This is a genomic window from Allobosea sp. LjRoot90, from assembly GCF_964254315.1.
Lineage (GTDB): Bacteria > Pseudomonadota > Alphaproteobacteria > Rhizobiales > Beijerinckiaceae > Allobosea.
This window is the reverse complement of the sequence record NZ_CAXUTF020000003.1, coordinates 226,342-245,177: the sequence shown is the minus strand read 5'-3', so window position 1 is coordinate 245,177 and position 18,836 is coordinate 226,342. Positions and strand designations below refer to the sequence as shown.

At 66.6% G+C, this 18,836-nt stretch carries 19 protein-coding genes; 9 read left to right on the top strand and 10 right to left on the bottom strand.

The genetic code is table 11. The features are described from left to right. Window positions 1-57: 57 nt before the first annotated feature. Window positions 58-468, bottom strand: a complete 411-nt coding sequence (locus tag ACSQ3M_RS13180) for a DUF2000 family protein (RefSeq protein ID WP_436150535.1) — start codon at window positions 466-468, stop codon at window positions 58-60. A gap of 43 nt (window positions 469-511) precedes the next feature. Between ACSQ3M_RS13180 and ACSQ3M_RS13175 the strand changes: the two genes are divergently transcribed. Then, on the top strand, window positions 512-1,351 hold the full coding sequence (locus ACSQ3M_RS13175; protein ID WP_436150534.1) for an AraC family transcriptional regulator: 840 nt from the start codon (window positions 512-514) through the stop codon (window positions 1,349-1,351). Between the two features lie 7 nt (window positions 1,352-1,358). Here ACSQ3M_RS13175 and ACSQ3M_RS13170 read toward each other — a convergent pair whose 3' ends face one another. Together ACSQ3M_RS13170 and ACSQ3M_RS13165 are read right to left on the bottom strand one after the other, a co-directional pair. Beyond that, window positions 1,359-1,682, bottom strand: coding sequence for a hypothetical protein (locus ACSQ3M_RS13170; protein ID WP_436150533.1), 324 nt, complete (start codon window positions 1,680-1,682; stop codon window positions 1,359-1,361). A gap of 226 nt (window positions 1,683-1,908) precedes the next feature. Continuing rightward, complete coding sequence (locus tag ACSQ3M_RS13165; RefSeq protein ID WP_436150532.1) at window positions 1,909-2,574, bottom strand: TetR/AcrR family transcriptional regulator; 666 nt, start codon at window positions 2,572-2,574, stop codon at window positions 1,909-1,911. Window positions 2,575-2,674: 100 nt separating this feature from the next. Between ACSQ3M_RS13165 and ACSQ3M_RS13160 the strand changes: the two genes are divergently transcribed. Beyond that, window positions 2,675-3,415, top strand: a complete 741-nt coding sequence (locus tag ACSQ3M_RS13160; protein ID WP_436150531.1) for an SDR family NAD(P)-dependent oxidoreductase — start codon at window positions 2,675-2,677, stop codon at window positions 3,413-3,415. 12 nt (window positions 3,416-3,427) lie between these two features. Here ACSQ3M_RS13160 and ACSQ3M_RS13155 read toward each other — a convergent pair whose 3' ends face one another. Beyond that, window positions 3,428-4,252 carry an MBL fold metallo-hydrolase gene (locus tag ACSQ3M_RS13155; RefSeq protein WP_436150530.1) on the bottom strand — a complete coding sequence of 275 codons (825 nt, stop codon included), beginning with the start codon at window positions 4,250-4,252 and terminating at the stop codon, window positions 3,428-3,430. A 209-nt stretch (window positions 4,253-4,461) separates the two neighbouring features. Here ACSQ3M_RS13155 and ettA point away from each other — a divergent pair, with 209 nt between their 5' ends. Further along, window positions 4,462-6,114 carry an energy-dependent translational throttle protein EttA gene (gene ettA, locus ACSQ3M_RS13150; protein ID WP_436150529.1) on the top strand — a complete coding sequence of 551 codons (1,653 nt, stop codon included), beginning with the start codon at window positions 4,462-4,464 and terminating at the stop codon, window positions 6,112-6,114. 167 nt (window positions 6,115-6,281) lie between these two features. Here the strand turns inward: ettA and ACSQ3M_RS13145 are convergent, their stop codons facing one another. The 4 genes from ACSQ3M_RS13145 to ACSQ3M_RS13130 all read right to left on the bottom strand — a co-directional run bounded on the left by ACSQ3M_RS13145 (window position 6,282) and on the right by ACSQ3M_RS13130 (window position 9,781). Continuing rightward, the gene (locus ACSQ3M_RS13145; protein WP_436150528.1) at window positions 6,282-7,079 is read right to left on the bottom strand and encodes a hypothetical protein; all 798 of its coding nucleotides are present in this window, start codon (window positions 7,077-7,079) and stop codon (window positions 6,282-6,284) included. A 161-nt stretch (window positions 7,080-7,240) separates the two neighbouring features. Continuing rightward, window positions 7,241-8,122, bottom strand: a complete 882-nt coding sequence (locus tag ACSQ3M_RS13140; RefSeq protein ID WP_436150527.1) for an SDR family NAD(P)-dependent oxidoreductase — start codon at window positions 8,120-8,122, stop codon at window positions 7,241-7,243. A gap of 87 nt (window positions 8,123-8,209) precedes the next feature. Continuing rightward, window positions 8,210-8,779 carry a TetR/AcrR family transcriptional regulator gene (locus ACSQ3M_RS13135; RefSeq protein ID WP_436150526.1) on the bottom strand — a complete coding sequence of 190 codons (570 nt, stop codon included), beginning with the start codon at window positions 8,777-8,779 and terminating at the stop codon, window positions 8,210-8,212. A 63-nt stretch (window positions 8,780-8,842) separates the two neighbouring features. Next, window positions 8,843-9,781, bottom strand: a complete 939-nt coding sequence (locus tag ACSQ3M_RS13130; protein ID WP_436150525.1) for a LysR family transcriptional regulator — start codon at window positions 9,779-9,781, stop codon at window positions 8,843-8,845. 90 nt (window positions 9,782-9,871) lie between these two features. Between ACSQ3M_RS13130 and ACSQ3M_RS13125 the strand changes: the two genes are divergently transcribed. Both ACSQ3M_RS13125 and ACSQ3M_RS13120 read left to right on the top strand, forming a co-directional pair. Next, window positions 9,872-10,795: a hypothetical protein gene (locus tag ACSQ3M_RS13125; RefSeq protein ID WP_436150524.1), complete on the top strand. Its 924-nt coding sequence runs from the start codon at window positions 9,872-9,874 to the stop codon at window positions 10,793-10,795. Next, complete coding sequence (locus ACSQ3M_RS13120) at window positions 10,792-11,805, top strand: DUF2891 domain-containing protein (RefSeq protein ID WP_436150523.1); 1,014 nt, start codon at window positions 10,792-10,794, stop codon at window positions 11,803-11,805. The genes ACSQ3M_RS13125 and ACSQ3M_RS13120 overlap by 4 nt, the downstream gene beginning before the upstream one ends. Window positions 11,806-11,817: 12 nt before the next feature. Here ACSQ3M_RS13120 and ACSQ3M_RS13115 read toward each other — a convergent pair whose 3' ends face one another. Then, the gene (locus tag ACSQ3M_RS13115) at window positions 11,818-12,963 is read right to left on the bottom strand and encodes an alpha-hydroxy acid oxidase (RefSeq protein WP_436150522.1); all 1,146 of its coding nucleotides are present in this window, start codon (window positions 12,961-12,963) and stop codon (window positions 11,818-11,820) included. A 201-nt stretch (window positions 12,964-13,164) separates the two neighbouring features. Between ACSQ3M_RS13115 and ACSQ3M_RS13110 the strand changes: the two genes are divergently transcribed. From ACSQ3M_RS13110 to ACSQ3M_RS13100, 3 genes are all read left to right on the top strand, one after another. Continuing rightward, window positions 13,165-15,366 carry a glycoside hydrolase family 3 N-terminal domain-containing protein gene (locus ACSQ3M_RS13110; RefSeq protein ID WP_436150521.1) on the top strand — a complete coding sequence of 734 codons (2,202 nt, stop codon included), beginning with the start codon at window positions 13,165-13,167 and terminating at the stop codon, window positions 15,364-15,366. Window positions 15,367-15,500: 134 nt separating this feature from the next. Continuing rightward, a complete protein-coding gene (locus ACSQ3M_RS13105) occupies window positions 15,501-15,704 on the top strand; it encodes a cold-shock protein (RefSeq protein WP_436150960.1) in 204 nt (67 codons plus the stop codon). Between the two features lie 13 nt (window positions 15,705-15,717). After that, entirely contained in the window at window positions 15,718-16,350 is a 633-nt protein-coding gene (locus ACSQ3M_RS13100; protein WP_436150520.1) for an MOSC domain-containing protein, read from the top strand. Window positions 16,351-16,406: 56 nt separating this feature from the next. On the opposite strand, the gene ACSQ3M_RS13095 is transcribed toward ACSQ3M_RS13100, so the two are convergent. Beyond that, a complete protein-coding gene (locus tag ACSQ3M_RS13095; RefSeq protein WP_436150519.1) occupies window positions 16,407-17,270 on the bottom strand; it encodes a DMT family transporter in 864 nt (287 codons plus the stop codon). A gap of 84 nt (window positions 17,271-17,354) precedes the next feature. Here ACSQ3M_RS13095 and ACSQ3M_RS13090 point away from each other — a divergent pair, with 84 nt between their 5' ends. After that, window positions 17,355-18,809, top strand: a complete 1,455-nt coding sequence (locus tag ACSQ3M_RS13090; protein WP_436150518.1) for a PLP-dependent aminotransferase family protein — start codon at window positions 17,355-17,357, stop codon at window positions 18,807-18,809. Window positions 18,810-18,836: the final 27 nt, after the last annotated feature.

Below are 18,836 nucleotides of genomic sequence, written 5' to 3'. Positions count from 1 at the left end.
TCGCGCGACCCCTCACCCTAACCCTCTCCCGCAAGGGGAGAGGGGACTGCCGCCGCTCTACGGATGCAGCTTCAGCCCCTTGATCGCCTTGTCGACCGCCTTGCGCTCGCCATGCAGCGCGATCCCGACCAGGTCGAGCGCGTCGGTCGCGACCGCCGCGACGGCGGCGCGATTGGCCTCGTCATGGCCGGTCGCGAACAGTTCGCGGGTGTAGAGCGAGGGCGTCAGCCCGGCTTCGACGGCGCGGCGCAGGACGCGGGTGAGGTCGGCCGAGGTCGCGGCGAAGATCAGGATCGGCTGGCGCACCAGCGGACCGTAGACCTTGCCGGACCCGTCGCGGTAAGCTTGCCCGCCGAGTTCTGGCGCGGTGGCGACCAGCCCGCCCGACAGGAAGGCGGTGACGTTGAGCTTCTGCCAGGCGGCGAGCTCTTCATGGACGATGATGGCAATCTTGGTGTCGAAGCGCATGCCGACAGCGATAGGGTCCGCCCGCCCCGGCGGTCTTGAACGTTTGTGCGCGGCGGTTTCGCCGGGCGACTGGATTCGTACCGCGCCGGACGAGGAGGGGCCGGAGCGGATCGAGGCCTTTTTCAGCGGCCATGCCTATGACACGCACCGGCACGACACCTATGCGATCGGCTACACGATCAGCGGGGTGCAGAGCTTCGACTATCGCGGCGCGCAGCGGGATTCGACACCGGGCGACCTGATCGTTCTGCATCCGGACGAGTTGCATAATGGCCGGGCCGGGATCGAGAGCGGCTTCCGCTACCGCATGGCCTATGTCGAGCCTGGTTTGATCATGGCGGCGCTCGCCGGGCGCGCCAGCGCGATCCCGTTCATCGGCAATGCGGTCTGCCGCGATGGCAGCCTGATGCGGGCGCTGGTCGGCCTGCTCGGCGATGTCGAGCATGGGCTGGAGCCGCTGGAGCGCGATGCGGCCGTCGGCGCGCTGGCCGAGGCGCTGCTTCGGCTCGACCCGTCCTGTGTGCTGAATGGTGTGGAGACACCCGCCATGCGGGCCTGTGAGCGGGCGCGCGATTTCCTCAGCGAGAGCCGGGACGAGACGATCGACTCCACAATGCTGGAGGTGGTCACCGGGCTCGACCGCTATGCGCTGGCACGGCAGTTCCGCCGCCGTTACGGCACCAGCCCGCATCATTACCTGGTGATGCGCCGGCTGGAGCGGGCGCGATTGCTGATCCGCCGGGGCGAGGCTCTGGCCGAGGCCGCTGCCGCCAGCGGCTTCGCCGACCAGAGCCATATGACCCGGCACTTCCGCCGCGCCTATGGGCAATCGCCCGGGCGTTGGCGGGCGATGCAGGTCGGTGGCGTGCCGGAAGCCGCCTGAGCGGCGCTCAGTTCAGGATGCAGAAGCCGCCGACGACGACCTGCGAGCGGCACCAGACGCGGGGGTCTGCGGACTGCGTGCCGCGGAGATCGGCCGTCTCGACCGCAGCGGCGGCAGCGGGCGTCGCGATGCGGAGAGGCTCGCTTGCCGCGGCGTTTTGTGTCTGGCGGCTGCGCAGCGTCGGCGTCACGACGGCATGAGAGCCGTCGCGCTGGCCCTGGCCGGCATGGGTGGTGGACGACCGGCCGCCGCTGAAGCGGAATTTGGCGGCTTCGGCGCTCGCCGGCAGCAAAGCGACAGCGAGGGCGGCGACGGCGAGACGACGGATCATGCCAGGCTCCATTGCGCCGCATGACTGTGCCTGAGCCCGCCTTTCCTGCCCAGCAAAGCCTCGGATCAGGCTGAGCAAGGCGTTAAGCGGATTTGCACAGAACCACGGCGTCATTCCGGGATTTCGCGCAGCGAAGGGCCCGGAACCCAGAACCGATACCGATTGTCATTAAGGCGCGGTCGGCGATGCGCTTTTGCTGCTCTTATCTCGGTTCTGGGTTCCGGGCTCAGGCCTTCGGCCTGCCCCGGAAAGACGATGTGGTTCCCTGCAAAGGCAACGCTTTAGCTCCGCTTCCAGTCAAGCCGCTCCACGCTGCCATCGCGCCTTGCGCCACCGCTTCGAGCTCGGCGCGGGACGCGCCGTCGCGGGCGCGGATCGACATGCCTTGCTGCACCGTGGAGTAGAAGGCGGCGATGGCCGCGGGGTCGCATGACGATGGCAATGCGCCGCTGGCGATTTCTCCGCGCAGTCTCGCCTCCAGCACGCTCTGCATCTCGGAGCGTGCATCGCGCAAGGCGCGGCCGGCCTCTTCGCTCGTGCCGGCGGCGTGCACCACCGAGAGCACGACCATGCAGCCTGCCGGCTTGTCGGGGCGGCTGAAGAGAGCGGCCGAGCGCATCAGATAGATCTCGATCGCCTCGCGGACCGTTGGCGCGGCGGCGATGGCGGCGGCAAGCTCGGCTCCGTCGCCCGCCTCGTAGAGCGCCATCGTCTCGCGATAGAGCGCTTCCTTGCTGCCGAAGCAGGCGTAGAGACTGGGCGCGTTGATGCCCATCGCCGCGGTGAGCTCGCTCATCGAGGTGCCCTGATAGCCCTTCTCCCAGAACAGCAGCATCGCCCGGTGGAGGGCTTCTCCCCGGTCGAAGGCGCGTGGGCGGCCTCGTTCGGCCATGGCTGTCACCTTTCTGTATCGACCGATAAATAAATCTCTTGACGCGCCGGGGCAAGCGCATCATCTGTATTTGTATCAATCGCTACAGATATGGTGACCCATGACGAAATTGGCGGGCAAGAAGGCCCTGGTGACCGGCGGAAGCCGCGGCATCGGCGCGGCGACGGCTCTCAGGCTGGCGCAGGACGGAGCGGACGTGGCGCTGACCTATGAGCGCGCTCGCGACAAGGCCGAAGCGGTAGCTGACCAGATCCGTGCGCTCGGCCGCAAGGCCGTGGTGCTGCAGGCGGACAGCGCCGATCCAGCAGCGCTGACGGCAGCCGTCGACAAGGCGGCAGCCGAGCTCGGCGGGCTCGACATCCTCGTGAACAATGCCGGCATCTGGCATTATGGCGAGGTCGGGAGCTGGGATCTCAAGGAGATCGACGCGATCATCGCGGTCAATGTCCGGGCGGTGATCGTCGCCTCGCAGGCAGCCGCGAGGCACCTGCCCGATGGCGGGCGGATCATCACCACCGGCTCATGCCTGGCTGAGCGCGTGATGGAACCGGGCATCGCGCTCTACGCGATGAGCAAGGCGGCGCTGATCGGCTTCACCAAGGGCCTCGCCCGCGATCTCGGCCCGCGCGGCATCACCGTCAACGTCGTCCACCCCGGCTCGACCGACACCGACATGAACCCGGCCGATGGCGAGCATGCCGAGGGCCAGCGCCTGCGCATGGCGATCCCGCGCTATGGCAAGGCAGAGGATATCGCCGGCCTCGTCGCCTATCTGGCGAGCGAGGAAGGGCGCTTCATCACCGGTGCGGGAATCGCCATCGATGGCGGGGTCAACACCTGAGTGCTGCGGCGCTCAATGCCCGGGCAGGACGATGATCGTCGGCTTGGCCGGTAGCGCGGCCTTTGACAGCACGATCTCCGGCCGGTCGCGCCGCTCGACCGGCCAAAGATCCTGCGAGCGGCCGAGGAAGCGGTTGAGCGTGCCGCCGCCGAAGAAGTGCATGGGGATCATGACCCTGGCCTGCAGGGATTTCAGCACCTCCAGCATGCCTTCTTGGTCGAGCGTGTAGCTGCCGTCGACCGGGAAGAGCACGATGTCGACCCGCCCGAGCGCGCGCAGATGGCCGGGCTCGAGCGGGTGATGGAGATGGCCGAGATGGGCGATGCAGAGCTCGCCGATCTCGAAGACGAACATCGAGTTTCCGTCGAAATCGGTGCCGCCGGAATAGGTGCGGATATTGGTCGGGACATTGCGCACGCGGATGTCGCCGAACGTGACGTCGTGCGCCGCGGGGCCTTTGCCGGATGGGTCCCAGCCCGGCAGCACCTGCTTGATGGCGGGGTCGGGCGCGCGCGAATAATGCGTCGAATGCGCCTTGTTCATCGTGGCGATGTCGGGCGTCACTGGCGGGCGGACATAGTCGTTGTAGTCGGTCGCGATCTTCACCCCGCCCGGGGTCTCGATCAGGAAGGTGGCGTGGCCGATGAAGGTCAGCCGAACCTCGTCCTTCGCCAGATTGGCGCGCTGGATCGGCAGGCGATAGCTCGCCATCTCCGGCCTGCAGCCGGGCTCGTTCGCCTGGGCGAGAGCAGGGAGAGGTGAGAGCAGGGCAGGCGAGGCGAGCGCGAGCATACCGAGAAGAGCCCGCCAGCCCGCCCTGATACCGAAGCTCGCCATTGCGTTTCCTCCGCCACGCCGCCTACAGGAGCTTAGCCGCTCGCAAGAGCGGGGCCAGCCCTGGCGGTGCCCGCTCGCGAATTCGTGGGCGGACGGCGCATGGTAGCGGATAGCCCACCGACCGTTGCCTTCGGCGGCCTCGTCGCCTATCTAGCGGCCAGATTTCCCCAAAGCCCGAACGCCAGCCGCAAGCGGAGCCCGCACGCCTCATGTCTCGCCAGTTCATCTATCACATGCGCGGCCTGTCGAAGACCTATCCGGGTGGCAAGCAGGTCCTGAAGGACATCCACCTCTCCTTCTATCCGGATGCCAAGATCGGCGTGCTCGGCGTCAACGGCGCCGGTAAATCCACGCTGCTCAAGATCATGGCTGGCTTCGACAAGGAGTGGACCGGCGAGGCCTGGGTCGCCGAGGGCGCGCGCGTCGGCTACCTGCCGCAGGAGCCGAAGCTCGACGAGAGCCTCAATGTCCGTGACAACATCATGCTCGGCGTCGCGCCGCAGAAGGCGATCCTCGATCGCTACAACGAACTCGCCATGAACTATTCGGACGAGACCGCCGACGAGATGACCAATCTCCAGGACGAGATCGAGGCCAAGGGGCTGTGGGACCTCGATTCCAAGGTCGACCAGGCGATGGATGCGCTGCGTTGCCCGCCGGATGACTGGGAGGTCGGCAAGCTCTCGGGCGGCGAGCGCCGCCGCGTCGCGCTCTGCAAGCTGCTGCTGGAGCAGCCGGAGCTGCTGCTGCTCGACGAGCCGACCAACCATCTCGACGCCGAGACCACCGCCTGGCTCGAAGGGCATCTTCGGACCTATCCGGGCGCGATCCTGATCGTCACCCACGATCGCTACTTCCTCGACAACGTCACCAGCTGGATCCTCGAGCTCGATCGCGGTCAGGGCATCCCTTACGAGGGCAACTATTCGGCCTGGTCGGTGCAGAAGCAGAAGCGCCTCTCCCAGGAAGGTCGTGAGGACATCTCCCGGCAGAAGACGCTGGAGCGCGAGCAGGAGTGGATCTCGGCCTCGCCGAAGGCGCGCCAGGCCAAGAGCAAGGCGCGCATCCAGCGCTATGACGAGCTGGTGCAGAAGGCCTCGAACAAGGGGCCGGACACCGCCCAGATCGTCATCCCGATCGCCGAGCGGCTCGGCAACAATGTCGTCGATTTCGAAGGCCTGTCGAAGGGCTTCCAGGACAAGCTGCTGATCGACGGGCTCTCCTTCAAGCTGCCGCCGGGCGGCATCGTCGGCGTGATCGGCCCGAACGGCGCTGGCAAGACGACGCTGTTCAAGATGATCACCGGCGTCGAGCAGCCCGATGCCGGCACGATCAAGGTCGGCGAGAGCGTCCAGCTCGGCTATGTCGACCAGAGCCGCGACTCGCTCGACGACAAGAAGAACGTCTGGGAGGAGATCTCCGGCGGCAACGACATCATCTATCTCGGCAAGAAAGAGATCAATTCGCGGGCCTATTGCTCGGCCTTCAATTTCAAGGGCGGCGACCAGCAGAAGAAGGTCGGCTCGCTCTCGGGCGGCGAGCGCAACCGCGTCCATCTCGCCAAGATGCTGAAATCAGGCGCCAACCTGCTGCTGCTCGACGAGCCGACCAACGATCTCGACGTCGACACGCTCCGGGCGCTGGAGGAGGCGCTGGAGGATTATGCCGGCTGCGCCGTGATCATCAGCCATGATCGCTGGTTCCTCGACCGGATCGCGACCCATATCCTGGCCTTCGAGGGCGACAGCCATGTCGAATGGTTCGAGGGCAACTTCCAGGATTACGAGGAAGACAAGCAGCGCCGGCTCGGCATCGATTCCACCATTCCGAAGCGCATCCAGTACAAGAAGTTCACGCGCTGAGCGATTGGGGTTGGATTCAAAAAGGCCCGCGCTCCGGAAACGGGGCGCAGGCTTTTTTCGTGCGGAAATCTGAAACGATCTTGGGGTCCGTTTAGGAGTTGCCTAGTCCTCACCTCGAAGGATCAGACCGATAGTCTCCGTGTCGAAGTCGCATTAAAAAGCGATTGTCAGAGCGGACCAGCGCTGATGCGCCAGTTCAAAAGGAAATCGCGGACAGAATCGATAGTATCGATGGTTTTTAAGTGGTGCTCATCCAAGAAATCGATGGTAAGATCGAAATCTGGATCCTTCGTTTGGACATAAGATCTACAGGTAGAGGGGGCGTTCGTACCTCGTCTATCCGAGCAATTCAGAGAAACGATCTGACGTTCGGACAATTGAACCCAATTTCGCGAAGCGCTCTTGTCTGAAATGCCACCATAAACTGGCAGCCGAAGCATGCCGAACTCATGCGGCAGTGCATCGACGCCGCCGGCCTTTTTGATGCGGTCTGGTACGGTCCAAGCAAGCCTCTCGCCCGGTTTCGACGGAGGGTTGACGACGACCCTGACGAGATGGTCCCGGCCACGCATGCGGCCCGGTTCAGGCGGCTGGTAAACCTCGTGACCGACCAGGCGGACATTCGTCTCACGCGCCGGCGGCTTGCGGTCGGGCATCCAGAAGAAGAAATACAGCCACCCATCCCTGGATTGCGGGCAATTGAGATGAGACAGCGGAGTCCGAACGAAGGCCCAGGGCACCCGGAATTTGACCTGGCCGACGCGGTACTCGACAGGGTGCTCATAAGGGATGAGGCGGCCGAGATCGTTCAAGCGCCAGAGCCGGGAGCCGGTCTCATTGGAAGAGCATGGCGTCTTCAAGACCTCCTCCACGGTCTGCGCCGCAGCCGGCGCACCAGTGCTGAGAGACCAGCCGAGGGCCAGCAGGCAGAGGGCGATGCGTTTTGCCTTCACGCAAATCGTCACGAAGGTTGCTCCAACCGAGAGAGACCACGCGATCATATCTTCAGGGGAGCCAGATTGTGCGGCTATCCAAGAGGCTGTTCGATAAATTTCGCCTCACGCTGAAGGAGCAGTAAGCGTGATCGCAACTTAGAGCGGGTTTCTCACGACGCTGACCGCACGGCTCACGCCCTGGCCTCCCCGCTGAGCAGCTTCTGCAAAGCCGCGAGATCAGTCCCCACGAAATCCGAGGACCGACTGACCTGCGCCCATTCAGCCGCTTGCTTCTGCCGCTCTGCCTCCGCCTGGGCGAGGACGAAGAGCGCGTCGCTGCCGAGGACGAGATGGGCCGGCAGGCTCTCGCGCCGGCTGAGGTCGAGCACGATCTGCGCGATCCGTTCGGGATCGCCGATCTCGTTGCCGACATAGGCCTTCAGCAGGTCGAGCACGGCGCCGACGCTGGGCTGGTAATCCGGCATCACGGCCGGCGCATTGCCACGGGCGATCTCGCCCCAGCCGGTGCGCATGCCGCCGGGCTCGACCGAGACGATGCTGATACCGAGCGGGGCGACCTCCTTGGCGATCACCTCGGTGAAGCCGCCGACCGCCCATTTCGCCGACTGGTAGGCGCTGAGACCCGGCGTGCCGGTGCGTCCGCCGACCGAGGAAATGTTGATGATGTGGCCGGCGCGCTGGACCCGCATCGCCGGCAGCGCAGCGCGGGTGAGGTTCACGACGCCGTAGAAATTGGTCTCGATCTGGGTGCGGAAGCTCGCCTCGCTGGCCTGCTCGAAGGCGACGGCATGGCCGTAGCCGGCATTGTTCACGAGCACGTCGAGCCGGCCGAAGGTGTCGAGCGTGAAGGCCACGGCCGCGTTCGCCGCAGCCATGTCGGTGACGTCGAGCGTGAAGGGGAGGAGCGTGTCGGGATAGCGTTCCTGCAAATCGGCGAGGCGGGCGGAATCGCGCGCCGTCGCGATGACGTTGTCGCCAGCGGCGAGGGCCGCCTCGGTGATGGCGCGGCCGAGGCCACGAGCGGCGCCGGTGATCAGCCAGGTCTTGGTCATGAGCTGTCCTTTCCAGTGACTGTGAGTGAGCACTTGCTCATTTAAGTAAATCAAAAAGCCGGAGCCGGGCGTTTCCTTGCTGGGTTGTCAGGTGGTGATGCCGTCCCAGAAGACCGCGAAGCCGAGCTTCTTGTAGTGCTCGTGCCGGTCAGGCTCCCGGGCGATCAGATCGAGCATCACCTCGCTCAGCGCCTCGACTACGGCGCTGAAAAAGGGCTGCGACTGGTCCTTGAGCAGGCCCTCCCGGCGGCTCTGCTCGATCATGCTGCTGATCTCGGCGAAGGCGGCCGCGGTCTTGCTTCGGGTCTCTTCGGTGATCCGGTCGGAGACCGCGAGCTGACGCAGGGCCTTTCGCTTGGCGGGATGCTTCGCGCCCCAGTCGATGAAGCTGTTCCAGAGATGTTCGAGCCGGTCGCGAATGCTGCCATCGCGCGGATAGGCGGTCACGGTGAGCTTGGCGAAGTCGGTCTTCAGCTCGAGATAGAGCTGGTTGAGCAGCTCGTCCTTGTTGGCGAAATAGGTGAAGAGCGTGCCTTCGGCGAGCCCGGCTTCCCTGGCGATCTTCGCGGTCGGCGCGCCGGTGCCATGCTCCGCCACGAGCTTGCAGGCAGCCGCCAGGATCGCTTCGCGCTTCGCTTCGCTGAGAGGACGGGCCACGGTTTACTTGAACCAGAATGAGTGAGTGATTGCTCATTTATCTGGATGCGATGAGTGCGAGTGTCAAGACTGCCTGCGTTGGTTTTCTCGGAGCGAGTGCCCGACCCGCTCTATCGTGGCCAGGAACCAGGACAGGGCCGGATCGGCCGTGGCGCGGCGGCTATGCAGCAGGTCGATCGCGAAGGCCGGCGCGTCATAGGGCAGCGGCAGGAGCGTCACACCGGCGATCGCGGCGAAGCGCGTGGCGACACGCCTCGCCATGGTCGCGACCAGATCGGTGCCGGCCACGGCGAAGGGCACGGCCACGACATGCGCGAGCGTGACCGCGACCCGGCGCTTGCGCCCCTCCATGGCGAGGATGGCGTCGACGACGCCGGGCGATCCGTCGCCGCCGGCGGAGGAGAACAGCGCATGCGGCAGCCGGACATAGTCATCGGCCGTAAGCGGTGCTGCTGATAAGGCGCGCTCCCTGTCGCGAATGCAGACGAAATCTTCCTCGAACAGCGTGCGCCTGACGATGCGGCCTGAGTCCGGAAGGTGGCCGCCGATGAGGGCATCGACATCGCCGCGCTCGAGCGCTGCCAGGCTGGCGGCCGGGTCGGCGATCGGCCGGACGACGAGGTCGATGCCCGGCGCCTCCTGCCGCAGCAGGCTGACCAGCGCGGGCACGACGACGAGGTCGCCGTAATCGGTCACCGCGATGGTCATGCGGCGGCGCGCTGTCGCGGGGTCGAAACCGGCATCCGGCGCGAGCGTCTCCCTGATTTGGGCGAGTGCTTCGCCGATCGGCCGGGCCAGCGCCAATGCCCTGGCGGTCGGCTGCATGCCTGCGGCCGTGCGGATGAAGAGCTCATCGCCGAACAGAGCGCGCAGGCGCGTCAGCGCGCTGCTCATCGAGGGCTGCGCCAAGCCAATGCGCCGGCCGGCACGGGTGACGTTGCGCTCTTCCATGAGCGCCTCGAAGGCGACGAGGAGGTTGAGGTCGACAGCGGCTAAATTCATTTGAACAATAGTACCGATAGTAAAAATCGATTTCCACAATGGCGTGCGAGCTGCTGAAAGGAGCGCGCTTGAAACGACCGGACGAGGCACATGCGAGCATCCCTGTCGCGCCTCATCCCGCGCGGGCCGACGATCCTGGCGCTCGGCGTCCTCGTCGGCCTGGCCTTTCCGGTGCTGGCGGAGCTGGCTCGGCCATTGATGCCGGTGATGATCTTCGTCATCGTGCTCGGCACGCTGCTGCGGACCGATGGCCAGGCCGTCATCGCCGTGCTCGGTCGTCCGGCGCTCTCGCTGCTGCTCCCCGTCATCGTCATGGTCGCTTGCCCGGTGCTGATCGGCTTGATCGCCCATCGTCTCGGCCTCGGCGCCGAACTCGCACTCGCCCTCGTGCTGGCGGCGGCCGCTCCGCCATCGAGCGGCACCGCGGCGGTGGCGCGGATGCTCGGGCTCGACGGCACGGTTCCGCTCGCCGTGACGTTGCTGTGCATGGCGCTCGCCCCGATCACCGTGCCGCTTCTCGCCGGCTGGTTCGGTGGGATCGGGCTCGGCGCTGTCGATCTCGCCTTGCGCCTGGCCTTGCTGGTCGGTGGTGCGGAAGGCGTCGCCTTGCTGCTGCGGCGCTTTGCGGCGCCGCTGCTGCGGAGCCATGGCGGCTCGGTCGACAGGATCGTGGTCGCGGCGCTGCTCGTCTTCGTGGTCGCGACCATGGCGGGGGTGCGCGCGCAGATCGAAGGAGATTGGCAAGGCGCGCTGCTCTGCCTCGCGCTCGCCTTCGCCTGCAATCTCGGCCTGCAGGGCGCCGGCGCCTTCCTGCTGCCGGGCACGCTTGCCGACCGATTGACCGTCGGCCTCATTCTCGGCAACCGCAATGTCGGGCTGGTCTGGTCGGCGCTCGGCGCCGCGGCCTCGCCACGCATGGCGCTGTTCTTCGCGGCGACGCAGTTGCCGATCTATCTCACCCCGCGCCTGATCGACCTGCTAATCAGCTACGCCAGAACAAGGAAACCATCATGACCGCAGCCCGTTTGACGGAAGAGCTCGCGCTCCGTTTCGCCCGCATCGCGCTCGGCCATGTCGGGCGCGAATACCCCAATAAGCCGGATCATACGCTGGCGGGACCAGAGGATGCGCTGACCCCGCGCGAGCTGCACCCGATCTTCTATGGCAGCTATGACTGGCATTCCTGCGTCCACAGCTACTGGATGCTAGCGCGATTGCTGCGGCGTTATCCCGGGTTCGAGGCGGCTGCCGATATCCGCGCGCTGTTCGACGCGCAGCTCACGCCCGAGAAGGTCGCGGTCGAATGCGCCTATCTGGCTGCTCCGACAGCGCGCGGCTTCAAGCGCCCCTATGGCTGGGGCTGGCTGCTGAAGCTAGCGGCGGAGCTGAGCCTGCTCGACGACAAGCGCTGGTCTGAAGTCTGCGCCCCGCTGGCCGAGGCCTTCGCGCAACGCTTCCGGGACTTCCTGCCGCTTGCGACCTATCCGGTGCGGGTCGGGACGCATTTCAACACCGCCTTCGGCCTGCGCATGGCGGCGGACTATGCGACCGCGACAGCAGACGATGATTTTGCTGTGCTGCTGCGCGAGACGGCCTTGCGCTGGTACGGCGACGATACCGATTGCCCGGCCTGGGGCGAGCCCAGCGGCGACGATTTCCAGTCCTCGGCCCTGATCGAGGCGGAATGCATGCGTCGCCTGCTCGCACCGGAGGCGTTCCTGCCCTGGTTCGACCGTTTCCTGCCGAAGCTCGCGCGCCAAGAGCCGGCGACGCTGTTCCGGCCCGCGACCGTCTCCGACCGCAGCGACGGCAAGATCGCGCATCTCGACGGGCTGAACCTCAGCCGCGCCTGGTGCTGGCGGGCGCTGGCCGGCGCATTGCCGGAAGGGGACGCCCGCCGGGCGGTCGCAAGGACGGCTGCGGCAGAGCATCTCGCCGCCGGAATTCCGCATATCGCCGGCGACTATATGGGCGAGCACTGGCTCGCCAGCTTCGCTGTTCTCGCTTTGGAAGAGGAACCCTGAGCGCCGTTACCCTCAGGCCTTGCCCTTCACCAGGATATTGCCGTCGACATCCTGGATGTCGCGCTTGCCGCAGAGGGCCATGGTGATGTCCATCTCCTTGCGGATGATCTCGAGCGCGAGCTTGACGCCCTCCTCGCCCATGGCGCCGAGCCCATAGAGGAAGGGGCGGCCGATCAGTACGCCGCGGGCGCCGAGCGCCACCGCCTTCAGCACGTCCTGGCCGGAGCGGATGCCGCCATCCATCCAGACCTCCATGCGTCCGCCGACCTGCTCGACGATGCCGGGCAGGGCGGCGATCGAGGACACCGCCCCGTCGAGCTGGCGTCCGCCATGGTTGGAGACGATCAGCGCGTCGGCGCCGCTCTGGGCTGCGAGCTCGGCATCCTCGGCGTCGAGGATGCCTTTCAGGATCAGCTTGCCGCCCCAGCGGTCCTTGATCCACTTGACGTCGTCCCAGCTCAGCGTCGGGTCGAACTGCTCGGCGGTCCAGGCCGAGAGCGAGGTCATGTCGCCGACGCCGCTGGCGTGGCCGACGATGTTGCCGAAGCTGCGCCGCTTGGTGCCGAGCATGCCCAGGCACCAGCGCGGCTTCAAGGCGAGGTTGATCAGGTTGGCGAGCGTCGGCTTCGGCGGGGCGGAGAGGCCGTTGCGGATGTCCTTGTGGCGCTGGCCGAGGATCTGCAGGTCGAGCGTCAGCATCAGCGCCGAGCAGCCGGCTGCCTTGGCGCGGTCGATCAGGCGCTCGATGAAGGCGCGGTCGCGCATCACATAGAGCTGGAACCAGAACGGCTTGTCGGTGTTCTCGGCGACGTCCTCGATCGAGCAGACGCTCATGGTCGAGAGCGTGAAGGGGACGCCGGCCCGGGCGGCGGCCTTCGCCGCGAGGATCTCACCATCGGCGTGCTGCATGCCGGCGATGCCGATCGGCGCGAGCGCCACCGGCATCGAGACCTGCTCGCCGATCATAGTCGAAGCGAGCGTGCGGTTGGTCATGTCGACGGCGACGCGCTGGCGCAGCTTGATCCCGGCGAAATCGGCCTCGTTGGCGCGGTAGGTGCCCTCGGTCCAGGCGCCGGAATCGGCGTAGTCGTAGAACATGCGCGGGACGCGGCGTTTTGCCAGAAGACGCAGGTCTTCGATGGTCAGAAGCTGGGCCATGGTCGCCAAATCCCGCGTTTTCTCCGTTTGGCTCGGTCGCATGGAACGGAACGGGAGGCAACCGGGGAGGCCATGCGCCATGGCATGTCGGGCCTGCTTCAGCTCGCGTTCATCGCGATGCGGCGATGGGGGCGGTTGAGCCGGGCGGCCCGATCCTGTAGGGCCGCTTCTACCCTCCGTCCGTTCAGCGAGACCTCAATCATGCTTCTGCGGCTCGTCGCTGCATTCCTGTTCTGCGGCCTTGCGACCTTTGCCCACGCGCAGCAGCAGGGCGTCGGCTGGAAGCAGGGGCGCGAGGCGGCCGAGATCGAGCGCAAGATCAATGCGCTCATCGGCAGGATGACGCTGGAGGAGAAGGTCGGCCAGCTCCACCTTTCCGGGCGCGGCGAAGGCTTCGACGTCAATCAGGTCAAGGCCGGCCGCATGGGCGCGGTGATGAACTTCGTCGTGCCGCAGGAGGTCCGGCAGGTGCAGGAGGCGGTGCGCCAGTCGCGCCTGAAGATCCCGCTGATCATCGGACTAGACGCCGTCCACGGCTTCTCAACCTATTTCCCGCTGCCGCTCGGCCAAGCCTCGAGCTGGAATCCGCAACTGATCGAGCAGGCGGCCTACTGGACCGGACGCGAGGCGCGTGCCGCCGGCGTCAACTGGACCTTCGCGCCGATGGTCGACATTTCGCGCGATCCGCGCTGGGGTCGCGTGCTGGAGGGCGCGGGCGAGGACGCCTATCTCGCCGGCGTCATCGCGGTGGCGCGCACCCGCGGCTACCAGCGTGGCGGGGTGGCGGCGAGCGTGAAGCACTTCGTCGGCTATGGCGCCGCCGAGGGCGGGCGCGACTACAATTCGACCTGGATCCCGACGAGCCAGCTGCACGACCTCTTCCTGCCGCCGTTCAAGGCCGCCTTCGATGCAGGGGCGATGACGGCGATGGCGGCGTTCAATGCGCTGAACGGCATGCCGGCCACGGCCCATCGCGGCATGCTGACCGACCTTTTACGCGGGCAATGGGGTTTTCGCGGCTTCGTCACCTCGGATTTCGGCTCGATCACGGAATTGCGTTTGCACGGGATCGCCAAGGATGACGCCGAGGCGGCGCGCAAGGCGCTGCTCGCCGGCATCGACATGGATATGATGGGCGACGTCTACCACAAGCACCTCGCCAACGAGGTGAAGGCTGGCCGCGTGCCGATGAAGGCGCTCGACGAGGCCGTCCGGCGCGTGCTGCGGGTCAAGTATCATCTCGGCCTGTTCGAACGGCAGGATGTCGACGTCGCCGCGGCGCCGTCGCTGATGCAGACCGAAGAGGCCCGCAAGGTTGCGCGACAGGCGGCGCGCGAGGGCGTGATCCTGCTCAGGAACGACAAGCGGACGCTGCCGATCGCGCCGGCGGTCAAATCGGTCGCGGTCATCGGCGCCATGGCGGTGCCGGAGGACGAGCGCGTCTGGACCGATCCGGCGGGCCTCGGACGCCGTATCGTCCAGCCGCTGCCCGAGGCGCTGCGCGAACAGCTGCCGGCGGACATCGCAGTGAGCTACGAGCCTGCCTTCGCCAAGAATTGCGGCACCGAGTTCAAGGACAAGGACGTTGCCGTGAAGGCGGCCGCGGCCGCCGACCTTGTCGTCGCCATGCTCGGCGAGGATTGCGAGTTCATGGGCGAGGGCGCCTCGCGCACCGATCTTGGGCTGCCGGGCGTGCAGCAGGAGCTGCTCGAGGCGCTGGTCGCCACGGGCAAGCCGGTGGTGCTGGTGCTGGCGACGGCGCGGCCGCTGGTCCTGACCTGGGCCGACAAGCATGTCGCCGCGATCGTGCAGACCTTCCATGGCGGCACCGAGGGGCGCGCCGCGATCGCCGAGGTACTGGCCGGCAAGGTCAATCCGGCGGGACGCACGCCGATGAGCTTCCCGCGTTCGGTCGGGCAGATCCCGGTTTATTACGACCAGTTGCCGACCGGTCGGCCGCAGAAGATCCGCCAGCGCTACGAGTCGATCTACATGGATGAGGCGAACGAGGCGCTCTACCCGTTCGGCTTCGGGCTGTCCTATAGCCGCTTCGCCTATGCCAACCCGCGGGTCACGAACGGCCGGGTGCCGTTCAATGGCGCGACCGAGGTCGCCGTCGACGTGACCAATCAGGGGGATCGCGACGGCCAGGAAGTTGTACAGCTTTATATCCGCCAGCCGGTCGCGGAGCGTTCCCGTCCGCTGCGCCTGCTCAAGGGCTTCGACAAGGTCGCGCTCAAGGCCGGGGAGACGAAAACGGTCACGTTCCGGCTGGAGGGCAGGGCTCTTGGCGGCCATGACGATGCCGGCCGCTACCAGCTCGATCCCGGCACGATCGAGGTTTATCTCGGTGGTTCCTCGCTGGCGGCGGCGAAGACGCAGTTCGAATTGACGAAACCCTGATCGGTCCGGCAGGGAACTGCCGCCGCTTTCATCTCGACAAGCTTGCGTTTTCGGTCAATCCTTGCTGTGCGGGGCCTTTTCGGCAGCTCGTCGAAGGGTTCGGCATGACCATGGATGCTCCAAAGGATGCGGCGATGGCGACCGGGACCGTAAAGTGGTTCAATACTGAGAAGGGCTTTGGCTTCATACAGCCCTCCGACGGCGGCAAGGACGTGTTTGTCCATATCACTGCCGTAAAGGAAGCGGGCTTGATGTCCCTGACTGAAGGGCAAAAGCTCTCTTTCGACTTGAAGACCGAGCGCGGCAAGACCGCTGCTGGTGACCTGAAGCTGCTCTGACGCAGCAACGGGCATGATCGAGGTGACGAAGGCTGCGCCTGCGGCAGTGAAGACTGCGCCCAAAGCCGGCAGGCTCGTCGCCACATTGACAACCGGCCCTGACCGGCACGGCGACCACGCGTTCGTGACAGGGCGCACTGCCGCCCTCGATTTCGATCTCTTCGGTATTCCCGGCGATCTCCATCATGGCTCGTCGCGACGCACCGGTGCCCGCGAGCCCTGGCTGCCGCGCGGGACGGTGATCCGCAACGATCGGCAAATCTCCGCGCTCGGCGTCGACGAGCTCGCAGAGATCGCCGGACGGCTCGGCCTGGCGGCGCTGGAGCCGGAATGGCTCGGCGGCAATCTCCTGCTCGACGGAATCGCCGATTTCTCGCGGCTCGCACCAGGCGGCCGGCTCGCATTCGGCGGGGAGTGGGGTGGCAGAGGTCGCTTCGACGGCGGCGCCGTGTTGCGCGTCGAGGCCTATAATGCGCCTTGCCGACAGGCGGGCCGGGCGGTTGCCGCGATGGCAGATGATGCCACGCTGGAGTTCGCCTTCGTCAAGGCGGCGGCCCGCTTGCGCGGCCTCGTCCTCAGCGTCGACCGCACCGGGCGGGTGGCGCCCGGCGATGCGGTGATCGTCCTGCCGCCGGTCACTGCCTGACTTTAGAGCCGGATCCGATCAGATTGAATCAAGTTGATCGGTAAAACGGGCTCTGATCAGCGCGCGCAGCGCCTGGCTCCCGCAACGCAGAGAACGACGGCGGCCGAGGTCGCGACCATCTGCCAGCCGACGGTCTCGCCGAGCAGCAGGCCGGCCAGCGCCAGGCCGAAGAAGGGTTGCAGCAATTGCAGCTGCCCGACGGCGGCGATGCCACCCTGGACGAGGCCGCGATACCAGAAGACGAAGCCGATCAGCATGCTGAACAGCGAGACATAGGCGAGGCCGAGCCAGGCGCCGCCACCCACCTGCCCGAACGAGGCCGGCAGCGTCAGCAGCGTGAGGCCGGCCATGATCGGCAGCGACAGCACCAGCGCCCAGGAGATCACCTGCCAGCCACCAAGGTGGCGCGAGAGGCGCGCGCCCTCGGCGTAGCCTAGACCACAGATGATGATCGCGGCGAGCATCAAGAGGTCGCCGATGGGGGAGGCGGCGATCCCTTGCGTCCAGGCAAAACCGACGACGCAGAGGCTGCCGAGGACGGCGAAGAGCCAGAAGGCCGGGCGCGGGCGCTCGCCGCCGCGCAGCACGCCGAAGATCGCGGTAGCCAGCGGCAGGAGGCCGATGAAGACAATCGAATGGGCGGAGGTGACATGCTTCAGCGCCAGCGCGGTGAGCAGCGGAAAGCCGACGACCACGCAGAGCGCGACGACCGCGAGTGGCAGGAGGTCGGCCGGGGCGGGCCGCTTCTGCCGTAGCGCGAGCAGCAGGGCCAGCCCGAGCAGGCCGGCGATGGCGGCGCGTGCGACGGTGAGGAAGACCGGGTCGAAATCGGCGACGGCGACGCGGGTCGCCGGCAGCGAGCCGCTGAAGATGACGACGCCGATGAAGCCGTTGAGCAGGCCGTTCGCAGTCTTGTCCATGATACCTCCTGAAGTCAGCCTGCATGCGGTGGAGGCCTGCAGATTTCCAGAGACAATTCGGTACAGTTTGGGCAAACTGTGCTGATGCTGGAAGCAGGACAGATTAAGGATTCCGCCGATTCTGCGGCAGTCGGCGACACCCTCGTCGGGCGCGTCATGGCGACGCTCCGGCAGCGCATCGCCGGGCGAACGCTGGTGCCCGGCGCCAAGCTGCCCTCGATCCGCGGCCTCGCCGAGAGCATGCGCGTGTCGAAATCGACTGTGGTCGAGGCCTATGAACGATTGGCTGCGGAAGGGGCGATCCAGGCGAAACGCGGCTCCGGTTTCTACGTTCGGCGCCTGCCACCGCTTTCGCTCGCCGATGTCGCACCGAAGCTCGACCGGGCCATCGATCCGCTCTGGCTCTCCCGGCAATCACTCGAAGCCGGTGTCGGGGGGCTGCGAGCCGGATGCGGCTGGCTGCCGCCTGACTGGATGCCAGAGGCCTCGATCCGCCAGGCGCTGCGCCGGCTCAGCCGGGCCGAGGCCGGGACATTGGCCGAATACGGCACGCCGCTTGGCCTGCCGGCGCTGCGCCATCTGCTCGCCCATCGCCTGGCGGAGCGCGGCGTCGAGGCCTCGCCGGACCAGATCGTCCTGACCGAGTCGGGCACGCAGGCGATCGACCTGGTCTGCCGCTTTCTGCTCGAGCCCGGCGACACGGTGCTGGTCGACGATCCCTGCTATTTCAATTTTCATGCGCTGTTGCGCGTCCACCGGGTGAAGATCGTCGGCGTGCCCTATACGCCGTCGGGGCCCGATCTTGCCCTGTTCGCGCAGGCGCTGACCGAGCACCGGCCGCGGCTCTATGTCACAAATTCTGCCCTGCACAATCCGACCGGCGCGACGCTGTCGGCTGCAACCGCGCATCGCCTGCTCAAGCTCGCCGAGCAGTCCGGGCTGACCATCGTCGAAGACGACATCTTCGGCGATATCGAACCGGAGGTGGCGCCGAGGCTCGCCGGGCTCGACGGTCTGGAGCGGGTGATCCAGATCGGCAGCTTCTCGAAGACGCTATCGGCCTCGGTGCGCTGCGGCTACATCGCGGCGCGACGAGACTGGGTCGAGGGGCTGGTCGATCTCAAGGTCGCGCTCTCTTTCGGCGGCGGGCGGCTCGCGGCCGAATTGGTGCTCGACGTGCTGAAGGATGGCAGCTATCGCCGGCATGTCGAGGCGCTGCGCCAGCGTCTGGGCCGAGCCATGGCGGAAACGCGGGGCCGACTCGCCGAACTCGGCATCGAGCCCTGGCTGACGCCGCGTGGAGGGCTGTTCCTGTGGTGCCGCCTGCCGGGAGAGCTCGACGGCGCCGAGATTGCCCGGCATGCGCTCGGCGAGGGGGTCGTGCTCGCGCCGGGCAATGCCTTCAGCCTGTCGCGGACGGCGCGGCATTTCATGCGCTTCAACGTGGCGCAGGCCGCAGATCCCAGAATTTTCACCGTGCTGCGCGAGGCGATGCGGGCGGCTTCTGCAGGGGGTGGAGAGGTTCGCGAGGGCTTGTAATGCGAGCTGTTTTGACATAAAGATATC

Bases quoted from the DNA above. Each gene is read 5' to 3' on its own strand.
- ACSQ3M_RS13180 (WP_436150535.1), bottom strand. From the start codon at position 468: ATGCGCTTCGACACCAAGATTGCCATCATCGTCCATGAAGAGCTCGCC.
- ACSQ3M_RS13170 (WP_436150533.1), bottom strand. From the start codon at position 1,682: ATGATCCGTCGTCTCGCCGTCGCCGCCCTCGCTGTCGCTTTGCTGCCG.
- ACSQ3M_RS13165 (WP_436150532.1), bottom strand. From the start codon at position 2,574: ATGGCCGAACGAGGCCGCCCACGCGCCTTCGACCGGGGAGAAGCCCTC.
- ACSQ3M_RS13160 (WP_436150531.1), top strand. From the start codon at position 2,675: ATGACGAAATTGGCGGGCAAGAAGGCCCTGGTGACCGGCGGAAGCCGC.
- ACSQ3M_RS13155 (WP_436150530.1), bottom strand. From the start codon at position 4,252: ATGGCGAGCTTCGGTATCAGGGCGGGCTGGCGGGCTCTTCTCGGTATG.
- ettA (WP_436150529.1), top strand. From the start codon at position 4,462: ATGTCTCGCCAGTTCATCTATCACATGCGCGGCCTGTCGAAGACCTAT.
- ACSQ3M_RS13140 (WP_436150527.1), bottom strand. From the start codon at position 8,122: ATGACCAAGACCTGGCTGATCACCGGCGCCGCTCGTGGCCTCGGCCGC.
- ACSQ3M_RS13130 (WP_436150525.1), bottom strand. From the start codon at position 9,781: ATGAATTTAGCCGCTGTCGACCTCAACCTCCTCGTCGCCTTCGAGGCG.
- ACSQ3M_RS13125 (WP_436150524.1), top strand. From the start codon at position 9,872: ATGCGAGCATCCCTGTCGCGCCTCATCCCGCGCGGGCCGACGATCCTG.
- ACSQ3M_RS13120 (WP_436150523.1), top strand. From the start codon at position 10,792: ATGACCGCAGCCCGTTTGACGGAAGAGCTCGCGCTCCGTTTCGCCCGC.
- ACSQ3M_RS13115 (WP_436150522.1), bottom strand. From the start codon at position 12,963: ATGGCCCAGCTTCTGACCATCGAAGACCTGCGTCTTCTGGCAAAACGC.
- ACSQ3M_RS13110 (WP_436150521.1), top strand. From the start codon at position 13,165: ATGCTTCTGCGGCTCGTCGCTGCATTCCTGTTCTGCGGCCTTGCGACC.
- ACSQ3M_RS13105 (WP_436150960.1), top strand. From the start codon at position 15,501: ATGGCGACCGGGACCGTAAAGTGGTTCAATACTGAGAAGGGCTTTGGC.
- ACSQ3M_RS13100 (WP_436150520.1), top strand. From the start codon at position 15,718: ATGATCGAGGTGACGAAGGCTGCGCCTGCGGCAGTGAAGACTGCGCCC.
- ACSQ3M_RS13095 (WP_436150519.1), bottom strand. From the start codon at position 17,270: ATGGACAAGACTGCGAACGGCCTGCTCAACGGCTTCATCGGCGTCGTC.
- ACSQ3M_RS13090 (WP_436150518.1), top strand. From the start codon at position 17,355: ATGCTGGAAGCAGGACAGATTAAGGATTCCGCCGATTCTGCGGCAGTC.